The sequence below is a fragment of the Brucella gallinifaecis genome (assembly GCF_006476605.1).
Taxonomy (GTDB): Bacteria; Pseudomonadota; Alphaproteobacteria; order Rhizobiales; family Rhizobiaceae; genus Brucella; species Brucella gallinifaecis.
Map to the genome: position 1 here is coordinate 18,409 of NZ_ML636813.1, position 23,967 is coordinate 42,375.

Genomic DNA, 23,967 nt, shown 5'->3' on the forward strand with positions numbered 1-23,967 from the left:
AGTGGCTGTTTCACGTGAATCACTCATTTTCCGATACAGAATTGCGAGAAAATAACACCCAGAATCTCTTCAACATCAACATCTCCTGTAATGCGTCCAAGATAATGTGAAGCCCTGCGCATATTCTCGGCACGCAGTTCCAAGGGCAAGTCTGCACGCTCAACGGCTATATCAATTTCTGAAATCGTTGATTGCAAAAGATTGATATGTCTCTGCCGCGTCGGTACCGCATCATTAATCTGGCCAATACGCTCTTCTGCAAATTGTTTCAAAGCGTCAATTAATAGATCAAGCCCATCTGTGCTTTTTGTTGAAATACCATACTGCCAATGACCACGATCATGGGCAACAAGATCAGCTTTGGTTCCAACTATCCAGATATCTGCATCACCCTTCTCAAGCGATACTGATACTGGATTTTGCATATCTTCAAGAAGAAGAACAAGATCAGCTTCAGCTGCCCGCTCGCGAGCACGTTCAATTCCGATACGCTCAACCTGGCTTGTCGTCTCGCGCAATCCTGCAGTATCCGTAATATAAACCGGAATACCAGCGAGATTCAGTTTAACTTCCAGAAGATCGCGCGTCGTGCCAGCCTCTTCAGATATAATTGCAATCTCACGCCCTGCCAGAAAATTCAATAGACTTGATTTACCAGCATTAGGCGCCCCGGCTATCACAACATGCAAACCGTCACGCAACATTGCGGCACGCTTGCCGCCTTCAATATGTTGAATTATTTCACTGCGCAGGATTTTAAGTTTTTCCCAAACCAGTCCAGAGACAGAGCCGGGCACATCACTCTCATCAGCAAAATCAAGTTCCGCTTCAATAAGAGCACGGGCTTGGAGAAGGTTCTGACGCCAATCTGTATATAATTGACGCTGCGCACCGGAAGCGACCTGCAAAGCGAGACGACGTTGACCTTCAGTTTCCGCTGCAATCAGATCAGCCAGGCCTTCGGCAATGGTCAAATCCATTTTACCATTGGTAAAAGCGCGACGGGTAAATTCGCCCGCTTCTGCGATACGACAATCTGGAAAACCAGCCAGTTCCTCGAGCAGCTTTTCTACAACAGCAATACCGCCATGGAGATGAAATTCTGCACAATCTTCACCGGTAAAACTGTTAGGTCCCGGAAAAAACAATGCAAGACCTTTATCAATTGCCTCACCGCTACGTCCATAAAAGGTTTTATAAGCGGCATATCTCGGCTCTATCATCACACCAAGAATTGTTTCGATAACGAATCGAACTTGCGGGCCAGATATGCGCACCACAGCAACACCGGATGGAAGACGCCCACTCGATAAAGCGAAAATCGTATCGATAAGATGTTGCCGCTCGCTCATTTGATTTTCCGTTCTATATTATTAATCACACGCATATTCATTTAGAGCACAACCCGAAAACTGGGAAGCCAACTTCGGAACAAGATGTGCGTAAATACAATTAGATAGAGCATTTGATGAGATTAAACTTAATCCGGAAAAGCTCCAGGACAGGAAAGATAAGCCTTATGACCGATATCAGCAGCAACAGGCTTCGCAATGCGCCCAGTGCTTATCTGCGTCAGCATGCCGATAATCCGGTTCATTGGCAACAATGGGGAAAAGAAGCACTGGACGCAGCACAGAAACTTAATCGTCCGATACTTTTATCTATAGGTTATGCCGCCTGCCACTGGTGTCATGTCATGGCTCATGAGTCTTTTGAAGATCCAGCCGTCGCCGCCGTTATGAATGAGCTGTTTATCAATGTGAAGGTTGATCGCGAAGAACGACCGGATATTGATCAGATTTATATGGCAGCCCTTGGTGCAATGGGACAGCAAGGCGGTTGGCCGCTTACCATGTTTTTGCGTCCTGACGGTAAACCATTCTGGGGCGGAACTTATTTTCCACCCAAAGCACGTCATAATCTACCCGGATGTATTGATGTGCTCCATGCAATTAACAATCTCTGGCAGACCAATAAAGAAAAAATTAACCATAATGCAGAGGTTGTTTTCAGCCACCTAGAAACCCGTCTTGCTGCGCAAAGTGAAGCCAGTCCAAATGAAATCGCACATTTTGACACTATAGCCGATCGCATCAATGCGATGTTTGATCCTGTTCGCGGTGGCATTAATAATGCGCCGAAATTCCCCAATGCTCCCTTCATGGATGCTTTGTGGCTGTCGTGGCTCTATAGCGGCAATAGCAATCATCGCGATATATTCCTGCTATCTCTCAAAACGATGCTGCAAGGCGGCATTTACGATCATCTGGGCGGTGGGCTTTGTCGCTATAGTGTCGATGCTGACTGGCTGGTGCCGCATTTTGAGAAAATGCTCTACGACAATGCTCAGCTGATCAGGCACGCGACTTATGCCTATGCGCAAACGCAGGATGAATTGTTCCGTATCCGAATCGAAGAGACAATTAACTGGTTGATCCGAGAAATGCAGCTTCCTGACGGAAGTTTTGCGTCAAGCCTTGATGCAGACAGCGAAGGTGAAGAAGGAAAGTTTTATATTTTCACCGAGGCTAAGATTGATGCAATATTGGGTGACCAGGCTGCCGCATTCAAAAACTGGTATGGTGTAAAAGCTGAAGGCAATTTTGAAGGCAGCAATATACTCAACAGGCTTCATGCGGTGAATGAAAAGCCCGAGCTTCCCGCTGACATAAAAGCTTCCAGAGAAAAACTTTTTAATTATCGCAATAGCCGTATTCGCCCTGGTCGCGATGAAAAGGCACTCACAGACTGGAATGCACTGACAATAAGGGCATTGGTAGAAGCCGGTCGCAATTTTCAAAAAACGGAATGGATTGAACATGCCATAACTGCTTATCGTTCAATCATGTCATCCTTTCAAGCTGGACGCATTGCACATTGCCGGATGGATGATGTTTTACTCTACCCTGCCCTCTCATCTGATTACGCAGCAATGATCAATGCAGCGCTTTCACTTTTTGAAGCGACAAACGACAAAGCATTTATCCGCGATGCCATTGCACTCAAAGATGCACTTGATCAAAACCATCAGGACGCATCGAGCAATTACCGCTTGTCAGCAATAGAGGCAGAAGATGTTATTCTACACAGCTATGGAGATTATGACGAAGCCATTCCTTCTGCCACCAGCCAGATTATCGAAGCATTGACGCGGCTGTTTTTAGCGACCGGTGATATGGATTTGTATCAGCAGAATGAACGTCTGGTTGAACATGCTTCAGGCCGTGCACGAATACAGCAATATGGGCAGATCGGAATTCTCAATGCGAGCCGTTTCGCGGCTGAACCGCTCTCTCTGGTAATTGCTGATACAGCCGAGAATAGCGACCTTGTAACAGTTGCAAGGCGCAATCCAGATCCAAGACGATTCGACAAATTTGTTGCATATAAAATGGGTGCACCGATAAAGCTTCCCACAGGTGGCACAGCAAATGCGGATAAACCTTCATCATGGCTCTGTAAGGGGCAAGTCTGTCTCGCACCAGTGGAGACAGCGGCTGCCCTTGAAATTCTGCTCAAAGCCCATTCCTGAGCCTAACAAATACAAACGCCGCGCTGATTTCTCAACGCGGCGTTTTTGAAATGATATTCAAACAGAACTTAAGTGTTCATTGAATCGAAGAAATCGCCATTGCTCTTGGTCTGCTTCAACTTGTCGATCAGGAATTCAATTGCATCGGTGGTTCCCATCGGCGCAAGAATACGGCGCAGAACAAATATTTTCTGCAGATCAGCGCGTGGAACAAGCAGATCTTCCTTACGCGTACCAGATTTGAGAATGTCCATGGCCGGGAAGATACGCTTGTCGGCAACCTTACGGTCAAGAACGATTTCCGAGTTACCCGTCCCCTTGAATTCTTCAAAGATCACTTCATCCATACGCGAACCGGTATCGATCAGCGCGGTTGCGATAATGGTGAGCGAGCCGCCCTCTTCGATGTTACGTGCCGCGCCAAAAAAGCGCTTTGGACGCTGCAACGCATTTGCATCCACACCACCGGTCAGAACCTTGCCTGATGACGGAACAACGGTGTTGTATGCACGACCAAGACGGGTAATAGAATCAAGAAGAATCACCACGTCACGGCCATGTTCGACAAGGCGCTTGGCCTTCTCAATAACCATTTCAGCAACCTGAACGTGGCGCGTTGCTGGCTCATCAAAGGTTGAAGAAACAACTTCACCCTTCACCGAGCGCTGCATATCCGTCACTTCTTCCGGGCGCTCGTCTATTAAAAGAACGATCAGATAGCATTCAGGATGATTTGCAGTGATCGAATGCGCGATATTCTGCAACAGAACCGTCTTACCGGTACGTGGTGGAGCAACGATCAAGCCGCGTTGGCCTTTACCAAGCGGAGCAACAAGATCAATAACGCGCGAAGACAAGTCTTTATTGGTCGGAACTTCGAGTTCCATTTTGAAACGCTCATTCGGATAGAGCGGTGTCAGATTGTCAAAATGGACCTTGTGGCGGATTTTTTCCGGGTCTTCAAAATTGATCGTATTGACCTTAAGAAGGGCAAAATAACGTTCACCTTCCTTTGGACCACGGATCGGACCTTCAACCGTATCGCCGGTTTTAAGCGAGAAGCGCCGAAGCTGGGAAGGTGAAATATAAATATCATCCGGGCCGGGCAGATAATTGGCGTCAGCTGAGCGCAGGAAACCAAATCCGTCCTGCAACACTTCGACCACGCCTTCACCGATAATTTCGACATCCTGAGCAGCAAGGCTCTTAAGGATTGCGAACATCAGTTCCTGCTTGCGCATGGCGCTTGCATTTTCAACTTCAAGCGTATCGGCAAATGCCAGCAGCTCGACCGGAGTTTTGTTTTTAAGTTCTTGTAGTTTCATTTCCTGCATGGGTGAGGAACTCTTTTGAAATATAAAAGGAAAATGCAGTTGTCCGGAAAGAAGGGTCACTTGGGTCGTGACCGGCATCGAAGGCCTGCTATCAAGGTGGGAAGAGGACTCACTCATACCGGTTTACAGCATGAAGAGCAAGTATCAGTTAAAGATTGATGCGAATTTGTTCAAGTGTAAAAAGGTTGAAGCCCGATATTTTTTCGGGCTTCTTTGAAAAATCAAAATGGTTTCACAATGACCAGAATGACAATCAGGATCATCAGCACAGTTGGAATTTCATTAACAATGCGCCAGTGTTTGGCTGATTTTATATTCTTGTCTTGAGCAAAAAGTCGTGTGGCTTTCGATAAATATCCATGAAGGCCGGACATTAGCACAACAAGCAGAATTTTTGCATGCAGCCATCCGCCTTTAAAATCAAAAATCTCCCATGCAAGCCAAAGGCCTGCAATCCATGTTACAACCATAGCGGGATTAATTATAAAACGCAGCAACCTGCGTTCCATGATTTTGAAGGTTTCAGATGTTTCTGAACCCGGTATAGCGGCACAATGATAAACAAAAAGTCGCGGTAAATAGAGTATTCCTGCCATCCAGGCGATCACCGCAATAACGTGGATCGATTTGATCCAAAGATAAGCATCTGCTGGATTCACGTGAAACAATCCCCATAAGCCAAGTATCACTACAGCCAGAGCAATAATGATACGGATCAGCGCGGCCTTGCCGCTATTTGTTGTGTCAGAAGCTTTCATTTTCAGCCTCCACGAACCCGGTCGATCATTCGCTGCACATTCTCGATCGGTGCCTGCGGTGTAATTCCATGGCCAAGATTGAAGATCAACGGACCATTTCCAAGATTTTCGAGGATCACATCAACACCTTCATCCAAAGCCTTGCCCCCTGCAACAACGCGCAACGGATCAAGATTACCCTGAATAGCACCTTCCTTTTGCAATTCCTGAGCAAATGAAACCGGCACGGACCAGTCAAGACCCAGAACATCAACACCGGTCTTTTCGCGATAGCCGGCGTAAAGCATTCCGGCGCCTTTCGGAAAACCGATAATGCGCGCTTCCGGGTAAACTGCTCTCACCTTTTGCACGATACGCGCTACAGGACGAATGCAGAAGCGTTCAAAGCAATCTTCATCAAGAACACTCGACCATGAATCAAAAATTTGCACAGCATCAGCACCCGCATCAAGCTGCTGAATAAGATATTCCGCTGAAACATCTGCCAGATCATTCAAAAGCTTTTCAAAAGCCTCCGGGAAACGATAGGCAAACAGACGGGCCGGAGCCTGATCCGGGGTGCCATGACCAGCGATCATATAGGTCGCAACGGTCCAGGGAGCGCCACAGAAGCCCAACAGCGTTGTTTCCTCAGGCAATTGCTTGCGTAGCAGACGAACCGTCTCATAGACCGGCTCTAGCCTTTTAGAGACACCTTCCGTTTCAAGCCAGAAAATTTCATCTGCATCAATCGGTGTCATCAAAGGTCCCTTTCCTTCTTCAAAGCGAAGGTCACGTCCAAGGGCATGCGGGATCACAAGAATGTCTGAAAACAGGATGGCTGCATCAAAACCATAACGACGGATTGGTTGAAGTGTCACTTCAACAGCAAGATCAGGCGAATAACAAAGGTCGAGAAAGCTTCCAGCCTGTTTGCGTATTTCACGATATTCAGGAAGGTAGCGGCCTGCTTGTCGCATCATCCAGACTGGAGGTGGAAACACTGCTTCACCGTCTATGACTTTCAAGACTTTGCGCTTCATTGCATTTCACCCTGTCTGATTTTCATTATCTTGTGTGAAAGTTTTCCCGTGCTTTCTTCATAAAGAAAGGAGGAATCTTGAATCTGTTTATTCTTAGAGTCTGTTGGAATCGGGGATTAAGCTTTATCCGGTTTTTACCCACAGCTCTGTTCTGGCTCAACTTTGCCTGTGTGATCATTCACCGATCGGTTTGCCAAAAGCAATGAAAACTCAAATCATTCATTGAATCTAAGGAGTTACCAATTGCCGCACTTTGGCACTCTTTGTGGACAAGCTGGGCATATCGCAGACATTTTCCAAATGTTACGAGTCTTGTCCACAAGCGCTTTCTAAAGCTTCCCACATGTGCGCTCGCTGTGGATGACTTGCCAAGTTTCCCACTGCCTGTCATGGCTTGTGAATAAAGCCTCCAAATTACGCACAGCCGTCAACAGGGAGGGGAGAAAACTGTGACCAGAACACTTTCTTACTTTCATCTTCATCTGATTTCTGATGCGACGGGAGAGACTCTCCTTGCCGCAGGGCGTGCTGCTGCTGCCCAATATGCCAATGCGCGTGCGATCGAACATATTTATCCGCTCATCCGCACCGAGAAACAATTGTTCAAAGTTCTGGAAAATATCGACACGGAACCGGGTATTGTTCTTTATACGGTTGTCGATCAGAAGCTGGCTGCAATCATTGATGAAACCTGTGTGCAAATGGGTGTTCCAAGTGTTTCTGTGCTGGAACCGGTGCTCAATACATTTCAGTCTTATTTAGGACCGCCCGCGCATCGCCGCGCCAGTGCGCAGCATGTACTGAATGCTGATTATTTTCGTCGCATTGATGCGCTTAATTTTACGATGGAACATGATGACGGGCAATTACCGCTCGATATAGAAGAAGCGGATGTCATTCTTGTCGGGATTTCGCGAACCTCAAAAACGCCGACCAGCATCTATCTCGCCAATCGCGGTATCAAGGCGACCAATGTGCCGATTGTTCCGGGTATCCCCCTCCCCGAACAGCTTCTTACTGCGAAACGTCCGTTGATTGTCGGTCTGGTGGCAACGGCAGAGCGTATTTCACAGATCAGGCAGAACCGCCCATTAGGTAATATGCCTTCATTTGATACCAGTCTTTATACAGATCGTATTTCAATTTCCGAAGAACTGGCTTATGCCCGCAACCTGTGCAACCGGCATGGCTGGCCAATCATTGATGTGTCGCGCCGCTCAATTGAAGAAACAGCAGCCGCAATTCAAGCGCTGCTGCGAGATGGCAGGAAGGACGAACAGCTATGACTACAAAACTTATTCTCGCTTCCAAAAGTCCGTTTCGCTCAGCGCTTTTGAAAAATGCCGGCATCACCTTTTCAGCTGAAAGTGCCGATATTGACGAGCGCTCGGTGGAAGCACCGCTTTATAAATCAGGTGCCACAGCGGAAGAGGTTGCGCAGGTTCTGGCCGAGGCAAAAGCCTTGTCTGTGAGTGAAAACAATTCTGATTCTGTGGTGATCGGTTGCGATCAGATGCTTTCGCTTGGTGACGAGATTTTCCACAAGCCTGTGGATATGGAGGCAGCACGCCGCCAGCTTTTGCAATTTTCGGGCAAAACCCACCAGCTTAACAGCGGCGTAGTGCTGGTTAAAAACGGCGAGACGCTGTGGCGTCATGTCAGCGTGGCGCATATGACAATGCGTGATCTCGATCCGGGCTTTATCGGGCGCTATCTCGGGCAGGTTGGAGATATTGCTCTTTCCAGTGTTGGTGCTTATCAGATCGAAGGTCCGGGCATTCAGTTGTTCTCGAAAATCGATGGCGATTATTTCACAATTGTCGGACTTCCACTCTTGCCGCTGCTTGATGAATTGAGGAAGGAAAACCTGATCGATGGCTAAAAAGGCATTCGTCACCGGCTTTCCGATAAAACATTCGCGCTCACCGCTCATTCATGGCTTTTGGCTGAAAGAATATGGCATTGAAGGCTCCTATGAAGCCATTGAAGTGAAGCCGGAAAATTTCGCTGAGTTTGCTTTATCATTGCAGAAAAACGGCTTTGCCGGCGGCAATGTTACGATCCCGCATAAGGAAATGGCTTTTGCAGCCGTGGAAAGCCGTGATAGCGCTGCGCTTGCCATTGGTGCGGTCAATACGCTCTGGTTTGAAAACGCAAAGCTCTGCGGTGGCAATACCGATGCCTATGGTTTTAGCGCTAATCTTGATGCCTTGGCGCCGGGCTGGGACAATGCGGATGTGGCTTTGGTTCTGGGCGCAGGTGGTGCGGGACGCGCAATTGTGCATGCCTTGCAGACACGCGGTTTCTCACGCATTGCGATTGTTAACCGCACACTGAGCCGCGCTGAAGAACTGGCAAGTCATTTTGGTCAAGGTGTCTTTGCTTATAGATGGGATGCAGCACAGGCTTTGGTCAAAGATGCGGGGCTGATCGTCAACACGACATCGCTTGGTATGAGCGGTCATGGGGATGCAGAGGATTTTCCGCTTGATCTGGGCGAAGCACAAAAATCAGCCGTTGCAACCGATATTGTCTATATTCCGCTGAAAACTCCGTTTTTGGCCAAAGCAGAAGCGGCAGGCCTTAAAACTGTCGATGGGCTTGGCATGTTGCTGCATCAGGCGGTTCCGGGTTTTGAACGCTGGTTTAGCAAAAGACCGCAAGTCACAGACGCGCTGCGTGAACATATTCTGGATGATATGAAAAAGGCTGGCGCTTTATGATCATCCTCGGACTGACCGGCTCCATCGGTATGGGAAAAACCACTGCATCCAACATGTTCGCGGAAGCGGGCGTACCGGTTTACAGTGCTGACGATGCCGTGCATGCGCTATATGCGGGTCGGGCAGCTTCCTTGATCGAAGCCGCCTTCCCTGGCACGGTTCAGGATGGCAGGGTTGATCGGGCAAAATTATCCGCAGCAGTTCTTGGTAAGCCGGAAGCGCTTAAAAAGCTTGAATCGATCATTCATCCGCTTGTGCATGAAGAAGAAGCGGGTTTTCTCGCACGGGCGCGGGCGGACCATGCCGATATTGTTTTGCTCGATATTCCGCTGCTTTTTGAAACAGGTGCTGAAAGCCGTGTGGACAAGGTGGCTGTCGTTTCAGCCCCTGCCGACATTCAGCGTGAACGTGTTCTCGCACGCCCCGGCATGACAGATGAGAAGTTCAACGCCATCCTTGTCCGGCAAATGCCGGATGCACAAAAGCGTGCGCGTGCTGATTTCGTCATCGATTCTTCGGCAAGTTTTGAGGATATGCGCTCGCAGATCATAGCTATTATCGCTCAATTGCGTGGAAAGCCTTTTGATCAATCCTGATTGCTCGTCTGGCTATGTTATAGAGAACAAAACTATTTGAGAGGTTTTTCCATGCGTGAGATCGTTTTTGATACCGAAACCACTGGCCTTGAGCGGTTGGAGGATCGTGTTATTGAAATCGGCGGCGTGGAAATGATTAATCGCTTCCCCACAGGAAAAACCTTCCATAAATTCATCAATCCGCAGGGGCGCAAAGTGCATCCCGACGCACTTGCTATTCACGGCATTACCGATGAACAATTGCTCAAAGAGCCAAGCTTTGCAGAAATTGTCGACGAATTTCTGGAATTTATCGACGGTGCACAGCTCGTCGCGCATAATGCCATGTTCGATCTTGGCTTCATCAATGCGGAACTCAACCGTCTGGGTAAGCCGGAAATCGCTGTTGATCGCATCGTTGATACGCTGGCGCTTGCACGTCGTCGTAATCCGATGGGTCCAAACTCGCTTGATGCGCTTTGCAAGCGCTATGGCATCGATAATTCGCACCGAACCCTGCACGGAGCTTTACTCGATTCTGAGATTCTGGCGGAAGTCTATATTGAGCTGATTGGAGGCAAGCAGACAGCTCTCGGCCTGACTACATCAGGAAATTCAGGCAATAATAGTGGTTCGGATAATAATAGCCATATTGTTTTGCGCCAGCGACCAACACCGCTGCCACCACATATTTCAGAAAAAGAACGTGCTGCCCATGATGCTCTGGTGGCCAAAATGGGCGATAAGGCGATCTGGAAAAAATACTTGAGCTAATTCAAACATAAAAAACCCCGTTAGAAACGGGGTTTTTTATCAGATAAAAGCTGAAATCAGCTCTTTACTGCATTTTTGGCTTCTTCTTCGGCCATACGGGCCTGGAACATCTGCGCAAAATCGATCGGGTCGATCATCAGCGGCGGATAGCCACCATTGCGGGTTGCGTCAGCAATGATCTGACGGGCAAACGGGAACAGCAAGCGCGGGCATTCGATAAACAGCAATGGAAGCATATGTTCCTGTGCAATGCCCTGAATGCGGAAAACGCCGCCATAAACCAGTTCTGTGTTGAACAGAACATCCTTGCCGTCGACAGCCTTGGCTTCAAGCGTTAGAACAACGTCAAAATCCGTTTCTGAAAGCGGATTGGCGTTTACATTCACATTGATATTAATCGAAGGAGCCTTTTCACGCGGGCGCAGCGACAGAGGCGCACCTGGACTTTCAAAGGAGAGGTCCTTGATATATTGGGTCAGAATGTTGAGGGATGGCTGGACAGTTGCACCATTGCCATTTTTTACTTCGCCCGCTGCGGCCTTATCGGTTGGCGTTTTTGCCATTATGGAATGCCTTCTATTTTAAAGTTATTAAACTCTTTGCCTATAAAGCAGTGCTGCTTGGCTAGCATGTGCGGACAATTGAGGCAAGGAACGCTTTTTAGGTTAGTATTTCATCTATTAGTACATCAATAAGGATTAATCCTTGCGGTCTTGATTCCATGGTGAATTCTCATTCGACTTGGAAGAATAATCTTCCGGGTCGAGATCAATAATATTATCGTCTTTGCGTCCGGAAGAACTATAGGCTTCTGAATAGCGGGTGGAGGCGGTTGCAACGACCAGACGATTTCGCACAAACCTGTTCCAGACAAGATCACGCACAAACGGTATAAAAAGCAACAGACCTATAGCGCTTGTGACAAAGCCGGGAACAATGAGCATAATGGCTGCGACCACGATCATCGCTCCATGCATCATTTCGCGATCCGGCACGCGACCGGCTGCACTTTCTATCCGGATTTTTTGCAAAAGCCCGAAGCCCTGTACCCGCAGCAGAAAAAAACCAAGCATGGCGCTGAGCACAACAAGACCAAGCGTTGCCAGAACACCGATTTCACTGCCGACGATCACAAAGCCGGCAATTTCGATAAACGGCATTGCCAGCATGACAAGAGGGGCAAAAGAAGAAGACACGGCAGTTATGACCTTATGTTGAAGGATGTTTGTAAAAAAGAAACGGAATTGAAACAGTCTATCATGGATTAACACATAGGTATGCGCGATCAGGATTTGAATGATCAATCAAGCCGATCTATATGTATAGGTAAAGAAATTGGTGGCGCGAGCGGGATTCGTGATCGTTATCCGTTAACTGGTGGCAGGCAGTATGGAATTTTTTGATTTTGGCACGATATTCTTCTTCATTGCAGCGGTGGTGATCTTTCTTCAGCTGAGGAATGTTCTTGGCCGTCGTACAGGAAATGAAAAGCCACCCATCGATCCTTATACCACCGCTCGAAATGCTGATGCACAGATCAGTGGTACCGATGCTGATAATGTGGTTTCGCTGCCGCAACGTTCCGCTGAAAAAGATTTCACGTCAATCGATAAGATTGCGCCGGCAGGCACACCGATCAATGATGGCTTGCGCTCTATCCGGGCAGCGGATCCCTCTTTTGATCCTGCAAGTTTCGTCGATGGTGTGAAAATCGCCTATGAAATGATTGTCATGTCTTTTGCCGATGGCGATCGCAAGATTCTGAAAAATCTTCTTTCAAAAGAAGTCTATGAGGGTTTTGTTGCGGCAATTGATGAACGCGAAGCCCGTGGTGAAAGCGTGCGTTCAACTTTTGTGGGCATCGACAAGGCGGAAATTGCCAATGCGGAAATGAAGGGTTCTGAAGCGCATGTGACGCTGAATATCGTCAGCCAGATGATTTCTGCTACAATTGATAAAGATGGCAATGTGGTTGACGGTGATCAGGAAAATGTCGTCGAGATCCGTGATCTGTGGACCTTTGCCCGTGATACACGTTCGCGCGATCCAAACTGGAAGCTTGTCGCAACAGAAGCCGAAGACTAAAGAGAGTTTACGATTCAGGGCCGCTTATCCAGCGGCCCTTTAAGTATGCTACAAACGGATGCGGCTTATGCATAATCTGGCGAACATCATACGACCGGTCAGTTTTTCAGATTGTCCGGGATGGTATCAGGATGATCAGGCTCTGGCCTTTTCAGCCTTTCGTCGTTCAGCCGATTATGCGAAAAATAATCACTATAAGAGTGGCACTCTCGGCATCAGCTTTGAAGCATTGCAAGGGGCTTTCACTGCGGCACGCCTGCTCGATAATCCCGATACAGCACAGGCGCGTGCGTTTTTTGAAAATCATTTTGTCCCCTGCTGCATTGATGCAGAAGGATTTGTGACGGGTTTTTACGAGCCGGAAATTGAAGCATCGCGCATACCAGATGCGCATTTTACGGTGCCATTTCTCAAAAAGCCGGATGATCTTGAGAAGCTTACAGACCAAAATCGCCCCGTGGGAATGGATGTTTCTTATACTTTTGCGCGACAGACGGCCAATGGCCTTGAAGAATATGATGATCGCCGGGCAATCGAGCAAGGCAGTCTGAAAGGCCGCGGGCTGGAACTTGCCTATGTGGCTGACCGGGTTGATGCATTTTTCGCGCATGTGCAGGGTGCAGCACGCCTCAGGCTCACGAATGGTCACTATATGCGGATCACTTATGCCGCAAAGACCGGCCACCCCTTTACTGGCATTGGCCGCATTCTGGTGGCTGAAGGCGAGATTCCGGCTGAGCGGATTTCCATGCAGACCATTCGACAATGGCTGAAGGATCACCCTGAAAAGGCTGATGATCTGATTTGGCAGAATCGATCCTATATCTTTTTTCGGGAAGCCGTTGTCGATGATCTGAATGCCGGGCCGATTGCAGCCGCCAAGGTCCCACTGACGGAGGGACGTTCCATTGCTGTGGACCGGCTTTTGCATACATTCGGAACAGCTTTTTATGTATATGCGCCAGATGTTACAGAATTTGACAATGCGCCCTTCTCCCGGCTCATGATTGCACAGGATACCGGAACGGCCATTGTCGGTCCGGCGCGTGGCGATCTTTTTGCAGGTTCGGGTGATGCGGCTGGTGAAATTGCTGGCGGCATTAAAAGCAAAGCTGATTTTTACGCGCTGGTTCCAAGCGCTCTGGTAGTATGAACCATGGCAGCAAAGAACGAAGAACCTGAAAAAGATTATCTCCGTCCTGAAGACCGCATTCTTTGGGAAACGGTTGCTAAAACGGCAAAGCCTTTGGCTGGTAAAAAGCTTCAGGCTGAAGAGCTTGTAGTTTTCAGTGCTTTGATGGCGCAGGAGGTTGAGAAGAAGCCTGCGAAAAAGGCATCTGCGCCTGCTTTAGATACAGTCGAACCTAAAAAGAAAATCACCGCTCTTAAAGAAATGCCGATTCACAGTTTTGACCGGCCAACGCACCGCAAAATTTCCAAAGGGCGCGTGGATATTGAAGCGCGTATCGATTTGCATGGGCTGACGCAGAACGACGCTTATGATTTGCTCTATGGTTTTCTGCTCAGCGCTCATGGGCGTGGGCTGAAACATGTCATGGTGATTACCGGCAAAGGCCGTTCATTTGGTAGCGAAGGCGTTCTCAAACAGGCGGTTCCACATTGGTTTTCAACACCACTGTTTCGGCTTCTTGTCAGCGCCTATGAAGATGCAGCGCATCATCACGGCGGCAATGGTGCGCTTTATGTAAGGCTGCGCAAACAAACCCAAAATGGAGGTTTTTTACGATGACCCCGTTTGGCAAGCGTTTGCGTGAGTTGCGTGAAGAGCGCAATGTGACGCAAAAGGAAATGGCGGCCGCTTTGCGGGTGTCGCCTGCTTATCTTTCAGCGCTGGAACACGGACGGCGCGGCCAACCGACATGGGATATGCTGCAACGCATTATCACCTATTTCAATATTATCTGGGATGAAGCGGAAGAATTGCAGAACCTTGCTTCTGTGTCTCATCCGCGAGTGGTGATCGATACGTCTGGTCTGTCGCCGCAAGCAACCGAGCTTGCCAATCTGCTGGCACGAAATATCCGCATTATTGATCGCGAGACGATCAAACATTTGAGCGATGAGATTGAAGCCGCACGCAAGCGCCGTCGTGGTTTGAAAGCCTAAAATAGCGCTTTCAACTCATCAAGCTTGGAATTGACCAGCCAGCCATAATAATTTTCCTGCGGCATGAGCGGAGCCTGACCAGATGCCTTGCGCTTTGCATTTTCATTGGCCAGTGCGCGTGCCCGCATATCTGCACCACCGGTATTATAGAGCGTTGCGGTAATGCCGGGGTTTTTGGAAATATCAAAATCGGCAATCTGACGATAGGCTGTGATCGACTGTTTGAGCGTGGCCGCGATATAGGGCAGCGTCAGATCAGGGTCCATGATGGTTTTATAGACTGCATTGCCGTTTTCAGCATTAAGCTTTGGCAGGCCGGAGACGCGATTGACCATATCCGACATCTGCAAAGCGGTGAGCGGATTCATCTGACCAAGGCCGAATGTCTGGCCGGCATAAAACGGCTGGAAGAACACAGCGCTGAAACGATTGTTCGGATAGGATTTACCGCTCACCGATTTGCCACGAAACTGCTTGTTCCAGATATTTTCGCGACATGCCCATAGCGAATAGCTGTCTTTGAACTTGAGGCATTCGGAGAATTCCGGGCGCTTTACAAACTGGCCGATGCTCTCGCCATTATAGCCAAAATTCACGCCCTGATTCATATAGGACATCGCTTTGACGTAATAGGTCTGCAAACGATCATAGACATCGACATTATAGGTATGTTCGCCAATGATTGCGCCGACAATATGGATCGGATCAATGCCATAAGCCGAAGCGGTCGATTTGATCTTTGAGCGCAATGAAGCATCTTTTTTCAGAAGGCTGTAAATCTTCTGATACTTCTTTTCATAAGTCGTGCTCAGTTCCCTGGTGCGTTTGGCAGATGCGCCGGGAATGGGTGGCTGTTCCGCATTGCGATTGCCGGGAGGCACCGAAATGGCTGCAAATGCGCTTTGGCAGGAGAAAGCAATGGCAAGGCAGATGCCTGCAATACGGTTCAGTCGGCTGGTCATTGCGCGGAAACGGCCCCAATATGGCAAATCATGCGTAAAAGTTAGCGCAAAGTAAAAAACCCCCTCGATGAAGTCGAGGGGATTTTTGCTTTTCAAAATAATGCAACCGAAGCGTGGCTTTCAGGTCACTTTATATTTTAGAGAATGAAACGCGACAGATCAGTGTTGCGTGCAAGATCACCGACAGTCTTGCGGACATAATCGCCGTCAACCTTGAATTCCGAACCGGCCTTGTCTGGAGCGGTGTAGGAAATATCGTCCAGAACCCGCTCCATAACTGTTTGCAAGCGGCGTGCACCGATATTTTCAACCGTCGAATTGAGATCAACTGCAATATCGGCGAGAGCATCAATCGCGTCGTCGGTAATATCGAGGTTCACCTCTTCCGTCGCCATCAGGGCAATATATTGCTTGATCAGGCTGACTTCGGTTTCAGTGAGAATCCGGCGGAAATCTTCGCGCGTCAGCGCACTTAATTCAACGCGGATTGGCAGGCGTCCCTGAAGTTCCGGCAGCAGATCGGAAGGTTTGGAAACATGGAACGCACCCGATGCGATGAACAGGATATGATCGGTTTTCACCGGGCCATATTTTGTTGCAACGGTGGTGCCTTCAACGAGCGGCAGCAGATCGCGCTGCACACCTTCGCGTGAGACACCTGCCCCCATTCCACCTTCGCGCGAAGCAATCTTGTCGATTTCGTCGAGGAAGACGATACCGTCATTTTCGGTCGAGCGCAGGGCTTCCTGCACAAGCTGATCCTGATCGAGCAGCTTGTCAGACTCATCATTGATCAGAATTTTGTAGGATTCCTTGACCGTGGTCTTGCGCATTTTGGTGCGCCCGCCCATGGCCTTGCCGAAAATATCGCCAATATTGATCATACCGATATTGGCGCCCGGCATGCCGGGGATTTCGAAATTCTGGCCGGAACCTGTATCCGCAACCTCGATTTCGATTTCCTTGTCGTCCAGCTCACCTTCACGCAGCTTCTTGCGGAAACTGTCACGGGTAGCCGGGCTTGCGGTTTTGCCAACAAGACCGTCAAGCACGCGCTCTTCAGCATTGATATGTGCTTTTGCTTTCACCTCTTCGCGCTTTTTTTCACGCACGAGACCGATTGCAGCTTCCACCAGATCGCGGATGATCTGCTCAACATCGCGGCCTACATAGCCCACTTCGGTAAATTTGGTGGCTTCAACCTTGATGAAAGGCGCACCGGCAAGTTTGGCCAGGCGACGGGATATTTCCGTTTTGCCGACGCCGGTTGGTCCGATCATCAGAATATTTTTTGGCATGACTTCTTCGCGCATCTGGCCTTGCAACTGCTGGCGGCGCCAGCGATTGCGCAGAGCGATGGCCACGGCACGCTTGGCGTCGTTCTGGCCGATGATGAAGCGGTCAAGCTCGGAGACGATTTCGCGGGGAGAAAAATTGCTCATGATTATAACCCGGTTTGCCACTGCCTGATGAACTCGAACGGATGCAGCAGCATGATCACGTTGAGCTTATGATTGTCGTGCTGGAATTATTGCGCGTCGAGGCTTTCAACCAGAATGCTGTGATTGGTATAGATGCAGATATCTGCGGCAATCCCCATCGCTTTGCGGGCGATTTCCTCGGCATCCAGATCTGTATCGATCAAAGCGCGTGCCGCAGCCAGTGCATAATTACCGCCCGAACCGATGGCCATAACACCATGTTCAGGTTCAAGCACGTCGCCTGTTCCGGTCAGCGCCAATGTGACTTTGCTGTCGGCAACAAGCATCATTGCTTCGAGTTTGCGCAGATAACGGTCGGTGCGCCAGTCTTTTGCCAGTTCCACGCTGGCACGCATCAGCTGGTCAGGATATTGTTCAAGCTTGGCTTCAAGGCGTTCAAGCAGGGTGAAGGCGTCAGCAGTGGCGCCGGCAAATCCGGCAATGACATTGCCCTTGCCAATACGGCGCACTTTTCGCGCATTACCCTTCATGACGGTATTGCCGAGCGAGACCTGCCCGTCACCGGCGATAACGACCTTGTTACCCTTGCGAACGGTAACGATGGTCGTGCCGTAAATTGTTGTGGGATTATGTTCAATCATGGATCACTCCTTTGGCGGCTTCAACACTTCCAAAGGCAAGTGCAAAAGCCCCTGATATGGGCCAGAACCCTTACTCTGTTTTTCAAGAGCTAACTGAATCGGGTTTCGTTGTGAATATTTAAGAACCGTCTGGCAAAATGCAAATTAAGAAAACCTAGTGGATTGAATTTGACATTTGAATCCCGGTTACCCTCACTGCTAGTTCAAATGTCAAATTCGTAAAATCCACTAGAAACATATACTTGGCTAGTGGTTTTTGGATTCCAACATTTGCCCTCATGGGTGGAGTAACGGGATGCAAATGTTGGAATCAAACCACTAGTGTGGTGGATTTGAGGTTCCTATCATTTGTCTTGCATTCCCGTTTAGGAACTTCAAGTCCGTAAACCACACTCGATTCAATAGTTTACTAGTATGGCTTTAGACCCGAAATTCGCTCAGTTAATTGCAATACAGTGATACGAATTTCGGGTCTGCCATACTAGAATAGTGGCGCATGTGCTAAAAGCATTGGCAAAAGCGGCCAGCTGTTCTAGAAGGCGAAAAGATTTTAAGTGAGGAAATGCAATGACGGCTGAAAGCGCCCGCAAAGCAAGTGTCGAACGTTCGACCAAGGAAACGAGCATTGCCGTTTCTGTCGATCTGGACGGCAACGGCAAGTTTGACATTACCACAGGTGTCGGCTTCTTCGATCATATGCTTGAGCAACTTTCCCGCCATTCGCTCATCGATATGCGCGTGATGGCCAAGGGCGATCTGCATATTGATGATCATCACACGGTGGAAGATACCGGTATTGCGCTTGGTCAGGCTGTTGCGAAAGCACTTGGTGAACGTCGCGGCATTGTGCGTTATGCCTCGATGGATCTGGCTATGGACGACACATTGACAGGTGCCGCAGTTGATGTATCGGGCCGGGCATTTCTGGTCTGGAATGTAAATTTCACGACTGCCAAGATTGGCACATTTGATACCGAACTGGTGCGCGAATTTTTTCAGGCTTTTGCGATCAATGCTGGTATTACGCTGCATATCAACAATCATTATGGTGCCAATAATCACCATATTGCCGAGTCGATCTTCAAGGCTGTGGCCCGGGTTCTGCGTGTGGCGCTTGAAACCGATCCGCGCCAGAAGGATGCAATTCCATCGACCAAGGGGTCACTGAAGGGATAATCCTTTCCGAAAGGAAATATCTCCGAAAGGAAACATCATGGCGCAATTCGTCGTTCTGCAGAAAGAAGGCACGAACAGTGCTGAAGACTCTGTCTTCGTGCGCGACGGATTTTATACATTGGCGCTGATCCTGCCCGTCGTCTGGTTGTTTTCGCAACGGCTGTGGTTTGAGGCTTTTGCTGTTTTGGGCATCACGATCCTGCTTGGATTTGCTGGCTCCATGCTGGACATATGTGATGCTGTGCCGCTGATCACGCTGCTGTTTTCACTGTTTGTGGCGCTGGAAGGCGCCAACTGGAAGATCGCAAGGCTGAAGCGTCAGGGCTATGTCGAAAAGGCCGCTATTGATGCATCTGACCTTGAAGAAGCCGAAATTCGTTATTTCTGCGCTCTTGAAGATGCAGCCTCTCCTGTTCATGCGCCAGCGCCGGAATGGGCGCATGAGACCCCTCGTCCCACATATTCCTCATTTGGCTCGACGATTGGATTTGTCGGTCATCGCGGAGAAAACTGAAAATGCGTGTTGCAATTATCGACTATGGTTCCGGCAATCTTCGCTCGGCCACCAAGGCCTTTGAGCGTGCCGTACTGACAAGCGGTGTGAAAGCTGAAATCGAACTGACAGCGGATGCGGATCGTGTGGCGAGCGCTGATCGTATCGTGCTGCCGGGTGTTGGTGCTTATGCCGATTGTCGCCGTGGCCTTCATGCTGTGCCGGGTATGGTCGAGGCGCTCAATGATGTGGTGCTCAAAAAGGCGCATCCGTTTCTTGGCATCTGTGTGGGTATGCAGTTGATGTCAGAACGCGGTCTTGAAAAACAAGTGAGCGAAGGGCTTGGCTGGATCGCGGGTGATGTGCGTGAAATGACACCATCAGACCCAACGCTTAAAATTCCGCAGATCGGCTGGAACAGGATTCACGTGAAACAATCCCATTTGGCGCATCCGGTGTTCGACGGTATCGAGACCGGCGAGAATGGCTTGCATGCCTATTTCGTGCATTCCTATATGTTTGACGCGAAGAACGAAGCAGATGTGCTGGCTGTCACTGATTATGGTGGCGATGTGACCGCAATGGTCGGTCGCGACAATATGATTGGCACGCAGTTCCATCCCGAAAAGAGCCAGTTGCTTGGCCTTTCGCTTATTGCCAATTTCCTGAAATGGAAGCCTTGAAGATATGATTCTCTTCCCCGCTATCGATTTGAAAGACGGTCAATGCGTGCGCCTCAAGCTTGGCGACATGGATCAGGCGACCGTTTACAATGAAGACCCCGCATCTCAGGCCAAAGCTTTTGAGGATCAGGGCTTTGAATGGCTGCATGTGGTCGATCTCAACGGTGCCTTTGCCGGCGAAAGCGTCAATGGCAAGGCTGTTGAAGCGATTTTGAAAGCGACCAGAAATCCGGTGCAGCTTGGCGGCGGTATCCGTACACTCAAGCATATCGAAAGCTGGCTTTCCAAAGGCCTGAAACGCGTTATTCTCGGCACCATTGCCGTGCGTGATCCGGCGCTGGTGATCGAAGCCTGTAAGGAATTTCCGGGACAGGTTGCAGTTGGCATTGATGCCAGGGGCGGCTATGTCGCGGTTGAAGGCTGGGCTGAAGCTTCCGAGCTTGGCGTGGTGGAACTTGCGAAAAAGTTTGAAGGTGCAGGCGTCGCAGCCATCATCTATACCGACATCGATCGTGATGGTGTGCTGGCTGGCATCAACTGGGATTCCACACTTGCTCTCGCAAATAGCGTTTCCATTCCGGTGATTGCATCGGGTGGCCTCGCTTCGATGGATGACATCAAGCGCCTCGCCGCACCCGATGCAGCCAAGCTTGAAGGCGCAATTTCTGGTCGTGCGCTTTATGATGGACGTATCGATCCGGCGGAAGCATTATCCCTTTTGAGGGCCGCATCATGACACTCAAAGCACGTGTAATTCCCTGCCTTGACGTTAAGGATGGCCGCGTCGTCAAGGGTGTGAATTTTGTCGATCTGATTGATGCCGGTGATCCGGTTGAAGCCGCGCGTGCCTATGATGCGGCGGGTGCGGACGAATTGTGTTTCCTCGATATTACGGCGTCTTCTGACAATCGCGAGACAATTTTCGATGTTATTGCGCGGACAGCAGAACAATGTTTCATGCCGCTGACTGTCGGTGGCGGCGTGCGTCAGGTGGCCGATATTCGCAAGCTGCTCCTGGCTGGAGCCGACAAGGTTTCAATCAATACGGCTGCGGTGAAGAACCCGGAATTTGTTGCGGAAGCGGCCGATAAATTTGGTGATCAGTGCATCGTCGTGGCCATTGACGCTAAAAAGGTGTCGGGCACGGGTGAGAGTGATCGCTGGGAAATCTTTACCCATGGCGGCCGCCAGACGACCGGCATTGATGCGGTGGAATTTGCGCAGAAGGTGGTAAGCCTTGGCGCGGGTGAGTTACTTCTGACCTCAATGGATCGTGATGGGACCAAAGCAGGCTATGATATTGCATTGACGCGCACTATTGCCGATAGCGTGCGGGTTCCTGTCATTGCTTCTGGGGGTGTCGGCAATCTCGACCATCTGGTCGAAGGGATTCGCGACGGTCATGCGACGGCAGTTCTTGCAGCATCGATCTTCCACTTTGGCACTTATACCATTGGCGAAGCCAAGCGCTATATGGCCGAGGCTGGTATCCCGATGCGCCTTGATCCAGTCCGGTAAAAACAAGATTTAAGGAAATCCGATGGCAAAGTTCACACTTTCCGATCTTGAACGCATCGTTGCGGAACGCGCATCCTCATTGGATGGAACGTCTTATACGGCAAGCCTTTTTACAAAAGGTCAGACGCGCGCCGCAAAAAAGCTTGGTGAAGAAGCCGTGGAAACCGTGATCGCGGCAATTGAAGGTAACCGTGCCGAAGTGGTCACGGAAAGCGCTGATCTGCTGTATCATCTGCTGGTTGTTCTCAAGATTGCTGATGTGCCGCTTGATGAAGTTCTTGCAGAGTTGCAACGCCGCACGGCGCAGACCGGCCTTGAGGAAAAAGCCGGTCGACCGAAAGCCTGAATGCGAGCGGAACGTTATATAAGTGAATTGGCGTTGAGGGAGAGCAGCGACAATATGTGGGAAAAAGTGGATCAGCTAACGCCGTCGCGTTACTCACCTTACCGCTTCTTTTCGGCGCAGGAATGGGCTGGCTTTCGTGCCGATACCCCCCTCACCCTGACTTACGAAGAAGTTAAACGGCTGCGCTCGCTGGGCGATCCGATTGATCTGGATGAAGTGCGGCGCATTTATCTGTCGCTCTCTCGCTTGCTCTATGCGCATGTGGAAGCAAGTCAACTTCTTTTCCGGCAGCGCCAGCAGTTTCTCAATATGGAAGAACGTTTCAAGACGCCTTTCATCATTGGTATTGCAGGCTCGGTTGCGGTCGGAAAATCCACAACTGCGCGTATTCTGAAAGAATTGCTTGCCCGCTGGCCTTCAAGCCCCAAGGTCGATCTGGTGACAACGGACGGCTTTCTCTATCCCAATGCGGTTCTGCGTGATCAGAACCTGATGGAGCGCAAGGGCTTTCCTGAAAGCTATGATGTTGGCGCGGTATTGCGTTTTCTATCGGCAATCAAAGCGGGTATGAGCCATGTGCGTGCGCCGCTTTATTCGCATTTGAGCTATGACGTGCTGCCCGGCGAATATCAGATTGTCGACAAGCCTGATATTCTGATTTTTGAAGGCATCAATGTGTTGCAGGTGCGCGATCTGCCGGAAGACGGCAAGATGGTGCCCTTTGTATCCGACTTCTTCGACTTCTCGATCTATATCGATGCGGAACCGGAGCTGATCCACAAATGGTATATTGATCGCTTCATGCGGTTGCGTGAGACAGCTTTTGTCAATCCGCAATCCTTCTTCCATCGCTATTCGCAGCTTTCCGAAGAAGCGGCCTATTCTATCGGCGAAGGCCTATGGAACAATATTAACATGAAGAACCTGCGTGAGAATATTCTTCCCACCCGCCCCCGCGCAGATATTATTTTGCGCAAAGGCAGCGATCATCTGATCGAAGAAGTTGCCCTTAGAAAAATCTGAAATGAAAAAGACCGGTTTAACCGGCCTTTCCTTAGAGCGCGTTCCGAAAAGTGTGAAACGGTTTTCGGTCAAAGATGCGCGTTAAAACAACTATTTAGAGCGCCGATCTGATTCAATCAGATCGGCGCTCTAATGGTTTTAGCTTTCGAGCGGCGGAATACGCAGCACCTGGCCCGGATAGATTTTGTCCGGATGCGTCAGCATTGGCTTGTTGGCTTCAAAGATAATGTCATTCTTTGCGCCCTTGCCCTTGCCATATTGTGCTTCGGCGATTTTCCAAAGATTGTCGCCCTTCTTTACCGTATAGAATACGGGCTCGGCACCGGTTGTCCCGGAGCTATCGACTTTGAGTTCCGAAGCTTCCACTTTGGAAACGCCAAGCGAGTTGCCGACTGCGATAACTGCTTTTTCAAAGGCTGACTGATCTTTAACATTGCCAGTCAGGACAGCTTTGTCGCCCTGCACGCTTACCTGCACGCCATCGGTGCCAAGATTATGCGAATCGAGTTCCTTTTTGAGGTCATCGGCTTTGGGTTCATCTTCGCCGAAACCAAGTTTGGTTCCGACTGATTTCACGAAATCGAAAATTCCCATAGGGCAACTCTCCTTGTTGTTGCTACTTTATCGTTGCATCATATTCACTATCGAGGCCAGTGAAGTTTCCGGTCAGTCAATAGTCAGTAAACTACAGCGTCAGTCAAATTGGTCAAGCCCATGTTAAATCTGAATTGTCTAATAAGTTCGGATACTTAG

The 23,967-nt window shown here is 49.4% G+C and carries 28 protein-coding genes; 17 read left to right on the top strand and 11 right to left on the bottom strand.

From position 1 onward, the window contains the following. Window positions 1-23 precede the first annotated feature (23 nt). Window positions 24-1,352, bottom strand: a complete 1,329-nt coding sequence (mnmE, locus tag FHY56_RS15490; RefSeq protein ID WP_140906060.1) for a tRNA uridine-5-carboxymethylaminomethyl(34) synthesis GTPase MnmE — start codon at window positions 1,350-1,352, stop codon at window positions 24-26. A gap of 167 nt (window positions 1,353-1,519) precedes the next feature. Between mnmE and FHY56_RS15495 the strand changes: the two genes are divergently transcribed. After that, complete coding sequence (locus tag FHY56_RS15495; RefSeq protein ID WP_140906061.1) at window positions 1,520-3,532, top strand: thioredoxin domain-containing protein; 2,013 nt, start codon at window positions 1,520-1,522, stop codon at window positions 3,530-3,532. 68 nt (window positions 3,533-3,600) lie between these two features. Here FHY56_RS15495 and rho read toward each other — a convergent pair whose 3' ends face one another. The 3 genes from rho to hemE all read right to left on the bottom strand — a co-directional run bounded on the left by rho (window position 3,601) and on the right by hemE (window position 6,646). Continuing rightward, complete coding sequence (gene rho, locus FHY56_RS15500) at window positions 3,601-4,866, bottom strand: transcription termination factor Rho (protein ID WP_140906062.1); 1,266 nt, start codon at window positions 4,864-4,866, stop codon at window positions 3,601-3,603. 221 nt (window positions 4,867-5,087) lie between these two features. Then, window positions 5,088-5,624 (bottom strand): protoporphyrinogen oxidase HemJ, encoded by a 537-nt coding sequence (gene hemJ / locus FHY56_RS15505; protein ID WP_140906063.1) that lies wholly within the window; start codon window positions 5,622-5,624, stop codon window positions 5,088-5,090. 2 nt (window positions 5,625-5,626) lie between these two features. Next, a complete protein-coding gene (gene hemE, locus FHY56_RS15510) occupies window positions 5,627-6,646 on the bottom strand; it encodes a uroporphyrinogen decarboxylase (protein WP_140906064.1) in 1,020 nt (339 codons plus the stop codon). A 449-nt stretch (window positions 6,647-7,095) separates the two neighbouring features. Between hemE and FHY56_RS15515 the strand changes: the two genes are divergently transcribed. Genes FHY56_RS15515 through dnaQ form a run of 5 tightly spaced genes read left to right on the top strand, consistent with a single transcriptional unit; the run spans window position 7,096 to window position 10,718 of the window. Then, a complete protein-coding gene (locus tag FHY56_RS15515; RefSeq protein WP_140906065.1) occupies window positions 7,096-7,932 on the top strand; it encodes a pyruvate, water dikinase regulatory protein in 837 nt (278 codons plus the stop codon). Next, window positions 7,929-8,528, top strand: a complete 600-nt coding sequence (locus tag FHY56_RS15520; RefSeq protein ID WP_140906066.1) for a Maf-like protein — start codon at window positions 7,929-7,931, stop codon at window positions 8,526-8,528. The genes FHY56_RS15515 and FHY56_RS15520 overlap by 4 nt, the downstream gene beginning before the upstream one ends. Next, window positions 8,521-9,369 carry a shikimate dehydrogenase gene (locus tag FHY56_RS15525; protein ID WP_140906067.1) on the top strand — a complete coding sequence of 283 codons (849 nt, stop codon included), beginning with the start codon at window positions 8,521-8,523 and terminating at the stop codon, window positions 9,367-9,369. Before FHY56_RS15520 ends, FHY56_RS15525 begins: the two co-directional genes overlap by 8 nt. Beyond that, window positions 9,366-9,965, top strand: a complete 600-nt coding sequence (coaE, locus tag FHY56_RS15530) for a dephospho-CoA kinase (RefSeq protein WP_140906068.1) — start codon at window positions 9,366-9,368, stop codon at window positions 9,963-9,965. The genes FHY56_RS15525 and coaE overlap by 4 nt, the downstream gene beginning before the upstream one ends. Before the next feature lie 51 nt (window positions 9,966-10,016). Continuing rightward, entirely contained in the window at window positions 10,017-10,718 is a 702-nt protein-coding gene (dnaQ, locus tag FHY56_RS15535) for a DNA polymerase III subunit epsilon (RefSeq protein ID WP_140906069.1), read from the top strand. Window positions 10,719-10,774: 56 nt separating this feature from the next. Here the strand turns inward: dnaQ and secB are convergent, their stop codons facing one another. Then, window positions 10,775-11,281 carry a protein-export chaperone SecB gene (gene secB / locus FHY56_RS15540; RefSeq protein ID WP_140906070.1) on the bottom strand — a complete coding sequence of 169 codons (507 nt, stop codon included), beginning with the start codon at window positions 11,279-11,281 and terminating at the stop codon, window positions 10,775-10,777. A gap of 135 nt (window positions 11,282-11,416) precedes the next feature. Beyond that, window positions 11,417-11,914, bottom strand: a complete 498-nt coding sequence (locus tag FHY56_RS15545) for an FxsA family protein (protein ID WP_140906071.1) — start codon at window positions 11,912-11,914, stop codon at window positions 11,417-11,419. A 193-nt stretch (window positions 11,915-12,107) separates the two neighbouring features. Between FHY56_RS15545 and FHY56_RS15550 the strand changes: the two genes are divergently transcribed. From FHY56_RS15550 to FHY56_RS15565, 4 genes are all read left to right on the top strand, one after another. Next, window positions 12,108-12,803: a Tim44/TimA family putative adaptor protein gene (locus FHY56_RS15550; RefSeq protein ID WP_140906072.1), complete on the top strand. Its 696-nt coding sequence runs from the start codon at window positions 12,108-12,110 to the stop codon at window positions 12,801-12,803. A gap of 67 nt (window positions 12,804-12,870) precedes the next feature. Beyond that, a complete protein-coding gene (gene mltA / locus FHY56_RS15555) occupies window positions 12,871-13,956 on the top strand; it encodes a murein transglycosylase A (RefSeq protein WP_140906073.1) in 1,086 nt (361 codons plus the stop codon). Between the two features lie 3 nt (window positions 13,957-13,959). After that, window positions 13,960-14,553, top strand: a complete 594-nt coding sequence (locus FHY56_RS15560; RefSeq protein WP_140906074.1) for a Smr/MutS family protein — start codon at window positions 13,960-13,962, stop codon at window positions 14,551-14,553. Beyond that, complete coding sequence (locus tag FHY56_RS15565) at window positions 14,550-14,930, top strand: helix-turn-helix domain-containing protein (RefSeq protein WP_140906075.1); 381 nt, start codon at window positions 14,550-14,552, stop codon at window positions 14,928-14,930. Before FHY56_RS15560 ends, FHY56_RS15565 begins: the two co-directional genes overlap by 4 nt. On the opposite strand, the gene FHY56_RS15570 is transcribed toward FHY56_RS15565, so the two are convergent. The 4 genes from FHY56_RS15570 to hslV form a co-directional block, all read right to left on the bottom strand. Beyond that, window positions 14,927-15,892 (bottom strand): DUF1402 family protein, encoded by a 966-nt coding sequence (locus FHY56_RS15570; RefSeq protein WP_140906076.1) that lies wholly within the window; start codon window positions 15,890-15,892, stop codon window positions 14,927-14,929. The two genes, FHY56_RS15565 and FHY56_RS15570, sit on opposite strands and share 4 nt — an antisense overlap. A 137-nt stretch (window positions 15,893-16,029) precedes the next feature. Continuing rightward, window positions 16,030-17,334: an ATP-dependent protease ATPase subunit HslU gene (hslU, locus tag FHY56_RS15575; protein ID WP_140906077.1), complete on the bottom strand. Its 1,305-nt coding sequence runs from the start codon at window positions 17,332-17,334 to the stop codon at window positions 16,030-16,032. A gap of 2 nt (window positions 17,335-17,336) precedes the next feature. Continuing rightward, complete coding sequence (locus FHY56_RS15580) at window positions 17,337-17,387, bottom strand: hypothetical protein (protein ID WP_235889518.1); 51 nt, start codon at window positions 17,385-17,387, stop codon at window positions 17,337-17,339. 33 nt (window positions 17,388-17,420) lie between these two features. After that, window positions 17,421-17,975, bottom strand: coding sequence for an ATP-dependent protease subunit HslV (gene hslV / locus FHY56_RS15585; RefSeq protein ID WP_140906078.1), 555 nt, complete (start codon window positions 17,973-17,975; stop codon window positions 17,421-17,423). A 567-nt stretch (window positions 17,976-18,542) separates the two neighbouring features. Between hslV and hisB the strand changes: the two genes are divergently transcribed. From hisB to coaA, 7 genes are read left to right on the top strand one after another with little or no spacing between them, the layout of a single operon-like run. Continuing rightward, a complete protein-coding gene (hisB, locus tag FHY56_RS15590; RefSeq protein ID WP_140906079.1) occupies window positions 18,543-19,151 on the top strand; it encodes an imidazoleglycerol-phosphate dehydratase HisB in 609 nt (202 codons plus the stop codon). Between the two features lie 37 nt (window positions 19,152-19,188). After that, window positions 19,189-19,665, top strand: coding sequence for a DUF2628 domain-containing protein (locus tag FHY56_RS15595; protein ID WP_140906080.1), 477 nt, complete (start codon window positions 19,189-19,191; stop codon window positions 19,663-19,665). 2 nt (window positions 19,666-19,667) lie between these two features. Then, window positions 19,668-20,327, top strand: coding sequence for an imidazole glycerol phosphate synthase subunit HisH (gene hisH / locus FHY56_RS15600; protein WP_140906081.1), 660 nt, complete (start codon window positions 19,668-19,670; stop codon window positions 20,325-20,327). Between the two features lie 4 nt (window positions 20,328-20,331). Continuing rightward, complete coding sequence (hisA, locus tag FHY56_RS15605) at window positions 20,332-21,063, top strand: 1-(5-phosphoribosyl)-5-[(5-phosphoribosylamino)methylideneamino]imidazole-4-carboxamide isomerase (protein ID WP_140906082.1); 732 nt, start codon at window positions 20,332-20,334, stop codon at window positions 21,061-21,063. Next, complete coding sequence (hisF, locus tag FHY56_RS15610) at window positions 21,060-21,845, top strand: imidazole glycerol phosphate synthase subunit HisF (RefSeq protein WP_140906083.1); 786 nt, start codon at window positions 21,060-21,062, stop codon at window positions 21,843-21,845. The genes hisA and hisF overlap by 4 nt, the downstream gene beginning before the upstream one ends. Window positions 21,846-21,867: 22 nt before the next feature. Beyond that, entirely contained in the window at window positions 21,868-22,191 is a 324-nt protein-coding gene (locus FHY56_RS15615; RefSeq protein WP_140906084.1) for a phosphoribosyl-ATP diphosphatase, read from the top strand. Window positions 22,192-22,245: 54 nt separating this feature from the next. Then, complete coding sequence (gene coaA, locus FHY56_RS15620; protein WP_140906085.1) at window positions 22,246-23,214, top strand: type I pantothenate kinase; 969 nt, start codon at window positions 22,246-22,248, stop codon at window positions 23,212-23,214. Between the two features lie 138 nt (window positions 23,215-23,352). On the opposite strand, the gene lysM is transcribed toward coaA, so the two are convergent. Then, window positions 23,353-23,808, bottom strand: coding sequence for a peptidoglycan-binding protein LysM (gene lysM / locus FHY56_RS15625; RefSeq protein WP_140906086.1), 456 nt, complete (start codon window positions 23,806-23,808; stop codon window positions 23,353-23,355). Window positions 23,809-23,967: the final 159 nt, after the last annotated feature.

Coding starts and splice junctions, on each gene's coding strand:
- mnmE (WP_140906060.1), bottom strand. CDS start 1,352: ATGAGCGAGCGGCAACATCTTATCGATACGATTTTCGCTTTATCGAGT.
- FHY56_RS15495 (WP_140906061.1), top strand. CDS start 1,520: ATGACCGATATCAGCAGCAACAGGCTTCGCAATGCGCCCAGTGCTTAT.
- rho (WP_140906062.1), bottom strand. CDS start 4,866: ATGCAGGAAATGAAACTACAAGAACTTAAAAACAAAACTCCGGTCGAG.
- hemJ (WP_140906063.1), bottom strand. CDS start 5,624: ATGAAAGCTTCTGACACAACAAATAGCGGCAAGGCCGCGCTGATCCGT.
- hemE (WP_140906064.1), bottom strand. CDS start 6,646: ATGAAGCGCAAAGTCTTGAAAGTCATAGACGGTGAAGCAGTGTTTCCA.
- FHY56_RS15520 (WP_140906066.1), top strand. CDS start 7,929: ATGACTACAAAACTTATTCTCGCTTCCAAAAGTCCGTTTCGCTCAGCG.
- FHY56_RS15525 (WP_140906067.1), top strand. CDS start 8,521: ATGGCTAAAAAGGCATTCGTCACCGGCTTTCCGATAAAACATTCGCGC.
- coaE (WP_140906068.1), top strand. CDS start 9,366: ATGATCATCCTCGGACTGACCGGCTCCATCGGTATGGGAAAAACCACT.
- dnaQ (WP_140906069.1), top strand. CDS start 10,017: ATGCGTGAGATCGTTTTTGATACCGAAACCACTGGCCTTGAGCGGTTG.
- secB (WP_140906070.1), bottom strand. CDS start 11,281: ATGGCAAAAACGCCAACCGATAAGGCCGCAGCGGGCGAAGTAAAAAAT.
- FHY56_RS15550 (WP_140906072.1), top strand. CDS start 12,108: ATGGAATTTTTTGATTTTGGCACGATATTCTTCTTCATTGCAGCGGTG.
- mltA (WP_140906073.1), top strand. CDS start 12,871: ATGCATAATCTGGCGAACATCATACGACCGGTCAGTTTTTCAGATTGT.
- FHY56_RS15560 (WP_140906074.1), top strand. CDS start 13,960: ATGGCAGCAAAGAACGAAGAACCTGAAAAAGATTATCTCCGTCCTGAA.
- FHY56_RS15565 (WP_140906075.1), top strand. CDS start 14,550: ATGACCCCGTTTGGCAAGCGTTTGCGTGAGTTGCGTGAAGAGCGCAAT.
- FHY56_RS15570 (WP_140906076.1), bottom strand. CDS start 15,892: ATGACCAGCCGACTGAACCGTATTGCAGGCATCTGCCTTGCCATTGCT.
- hslU (WP_140906077.1), bottom strand. CDS start 17,334: ATGAGCAATTTTTCTCCCCGCGAAATCGTCTCCGAGCTTGACCGCTTC.
- hslV (WP_140906078.1), bottom strand. CDS start 17,975: ATGATTGAACATAATCCCACAACAATTTACGGCACGACCATCGTTACC.
- hisB (WP_140906079.1), top strand. CDS start 18,543: ATGACGGCTGAAAGCGCCCGCAAAGCAAGTGTCGAACGTTCGACCAAG.
- FHY56_RS15595 (WP_140906080.1), top strand. CDS start 19,189: ATGGCGCAATTCGTCGTTCTGCAGAAAGAAGGCACGAACAGTGCTGAA.
- hisH (WP_140906081.1), top strand. CDS start 19,668: ATGCGTGTTGCAATTATCGACTATGGTTCCGGCAATCTTCGCTCGGCC.
- hisA (WP_140906082.1), top strand. CDS start 20,332: ATGATTCTCTTCCCCGCTATCGATTTGAAAGACGGTCAATGCGTGCGC.
- hisF (WP_140906083.1), top strand. CDS start 21,060: ATGACACTCAAAGCACGTGTAATTCCCTGCCTTGACGTTAAGGATGGC.
- FHY56_RS15615 (WP_140906084.1), top strand. CDS start 21,868: ATGGCAAAGTTCACACTTTCCGATCTTGAACGCATCGTTGCGGAACGC.
- coaA (WP_140906085.1), top strand. CDS start 22,246: ATGTGGGAAAAAGTGGATCAGCTAACGCCGTCGCGTTACTCACCTTAC.
- lysM (WP_140906086.1), bottom strand. CDS start 23,808: ATGGGAATTTTCGATTTCGTGAAATCAGTCGGAACCAAACTTGGTTTC.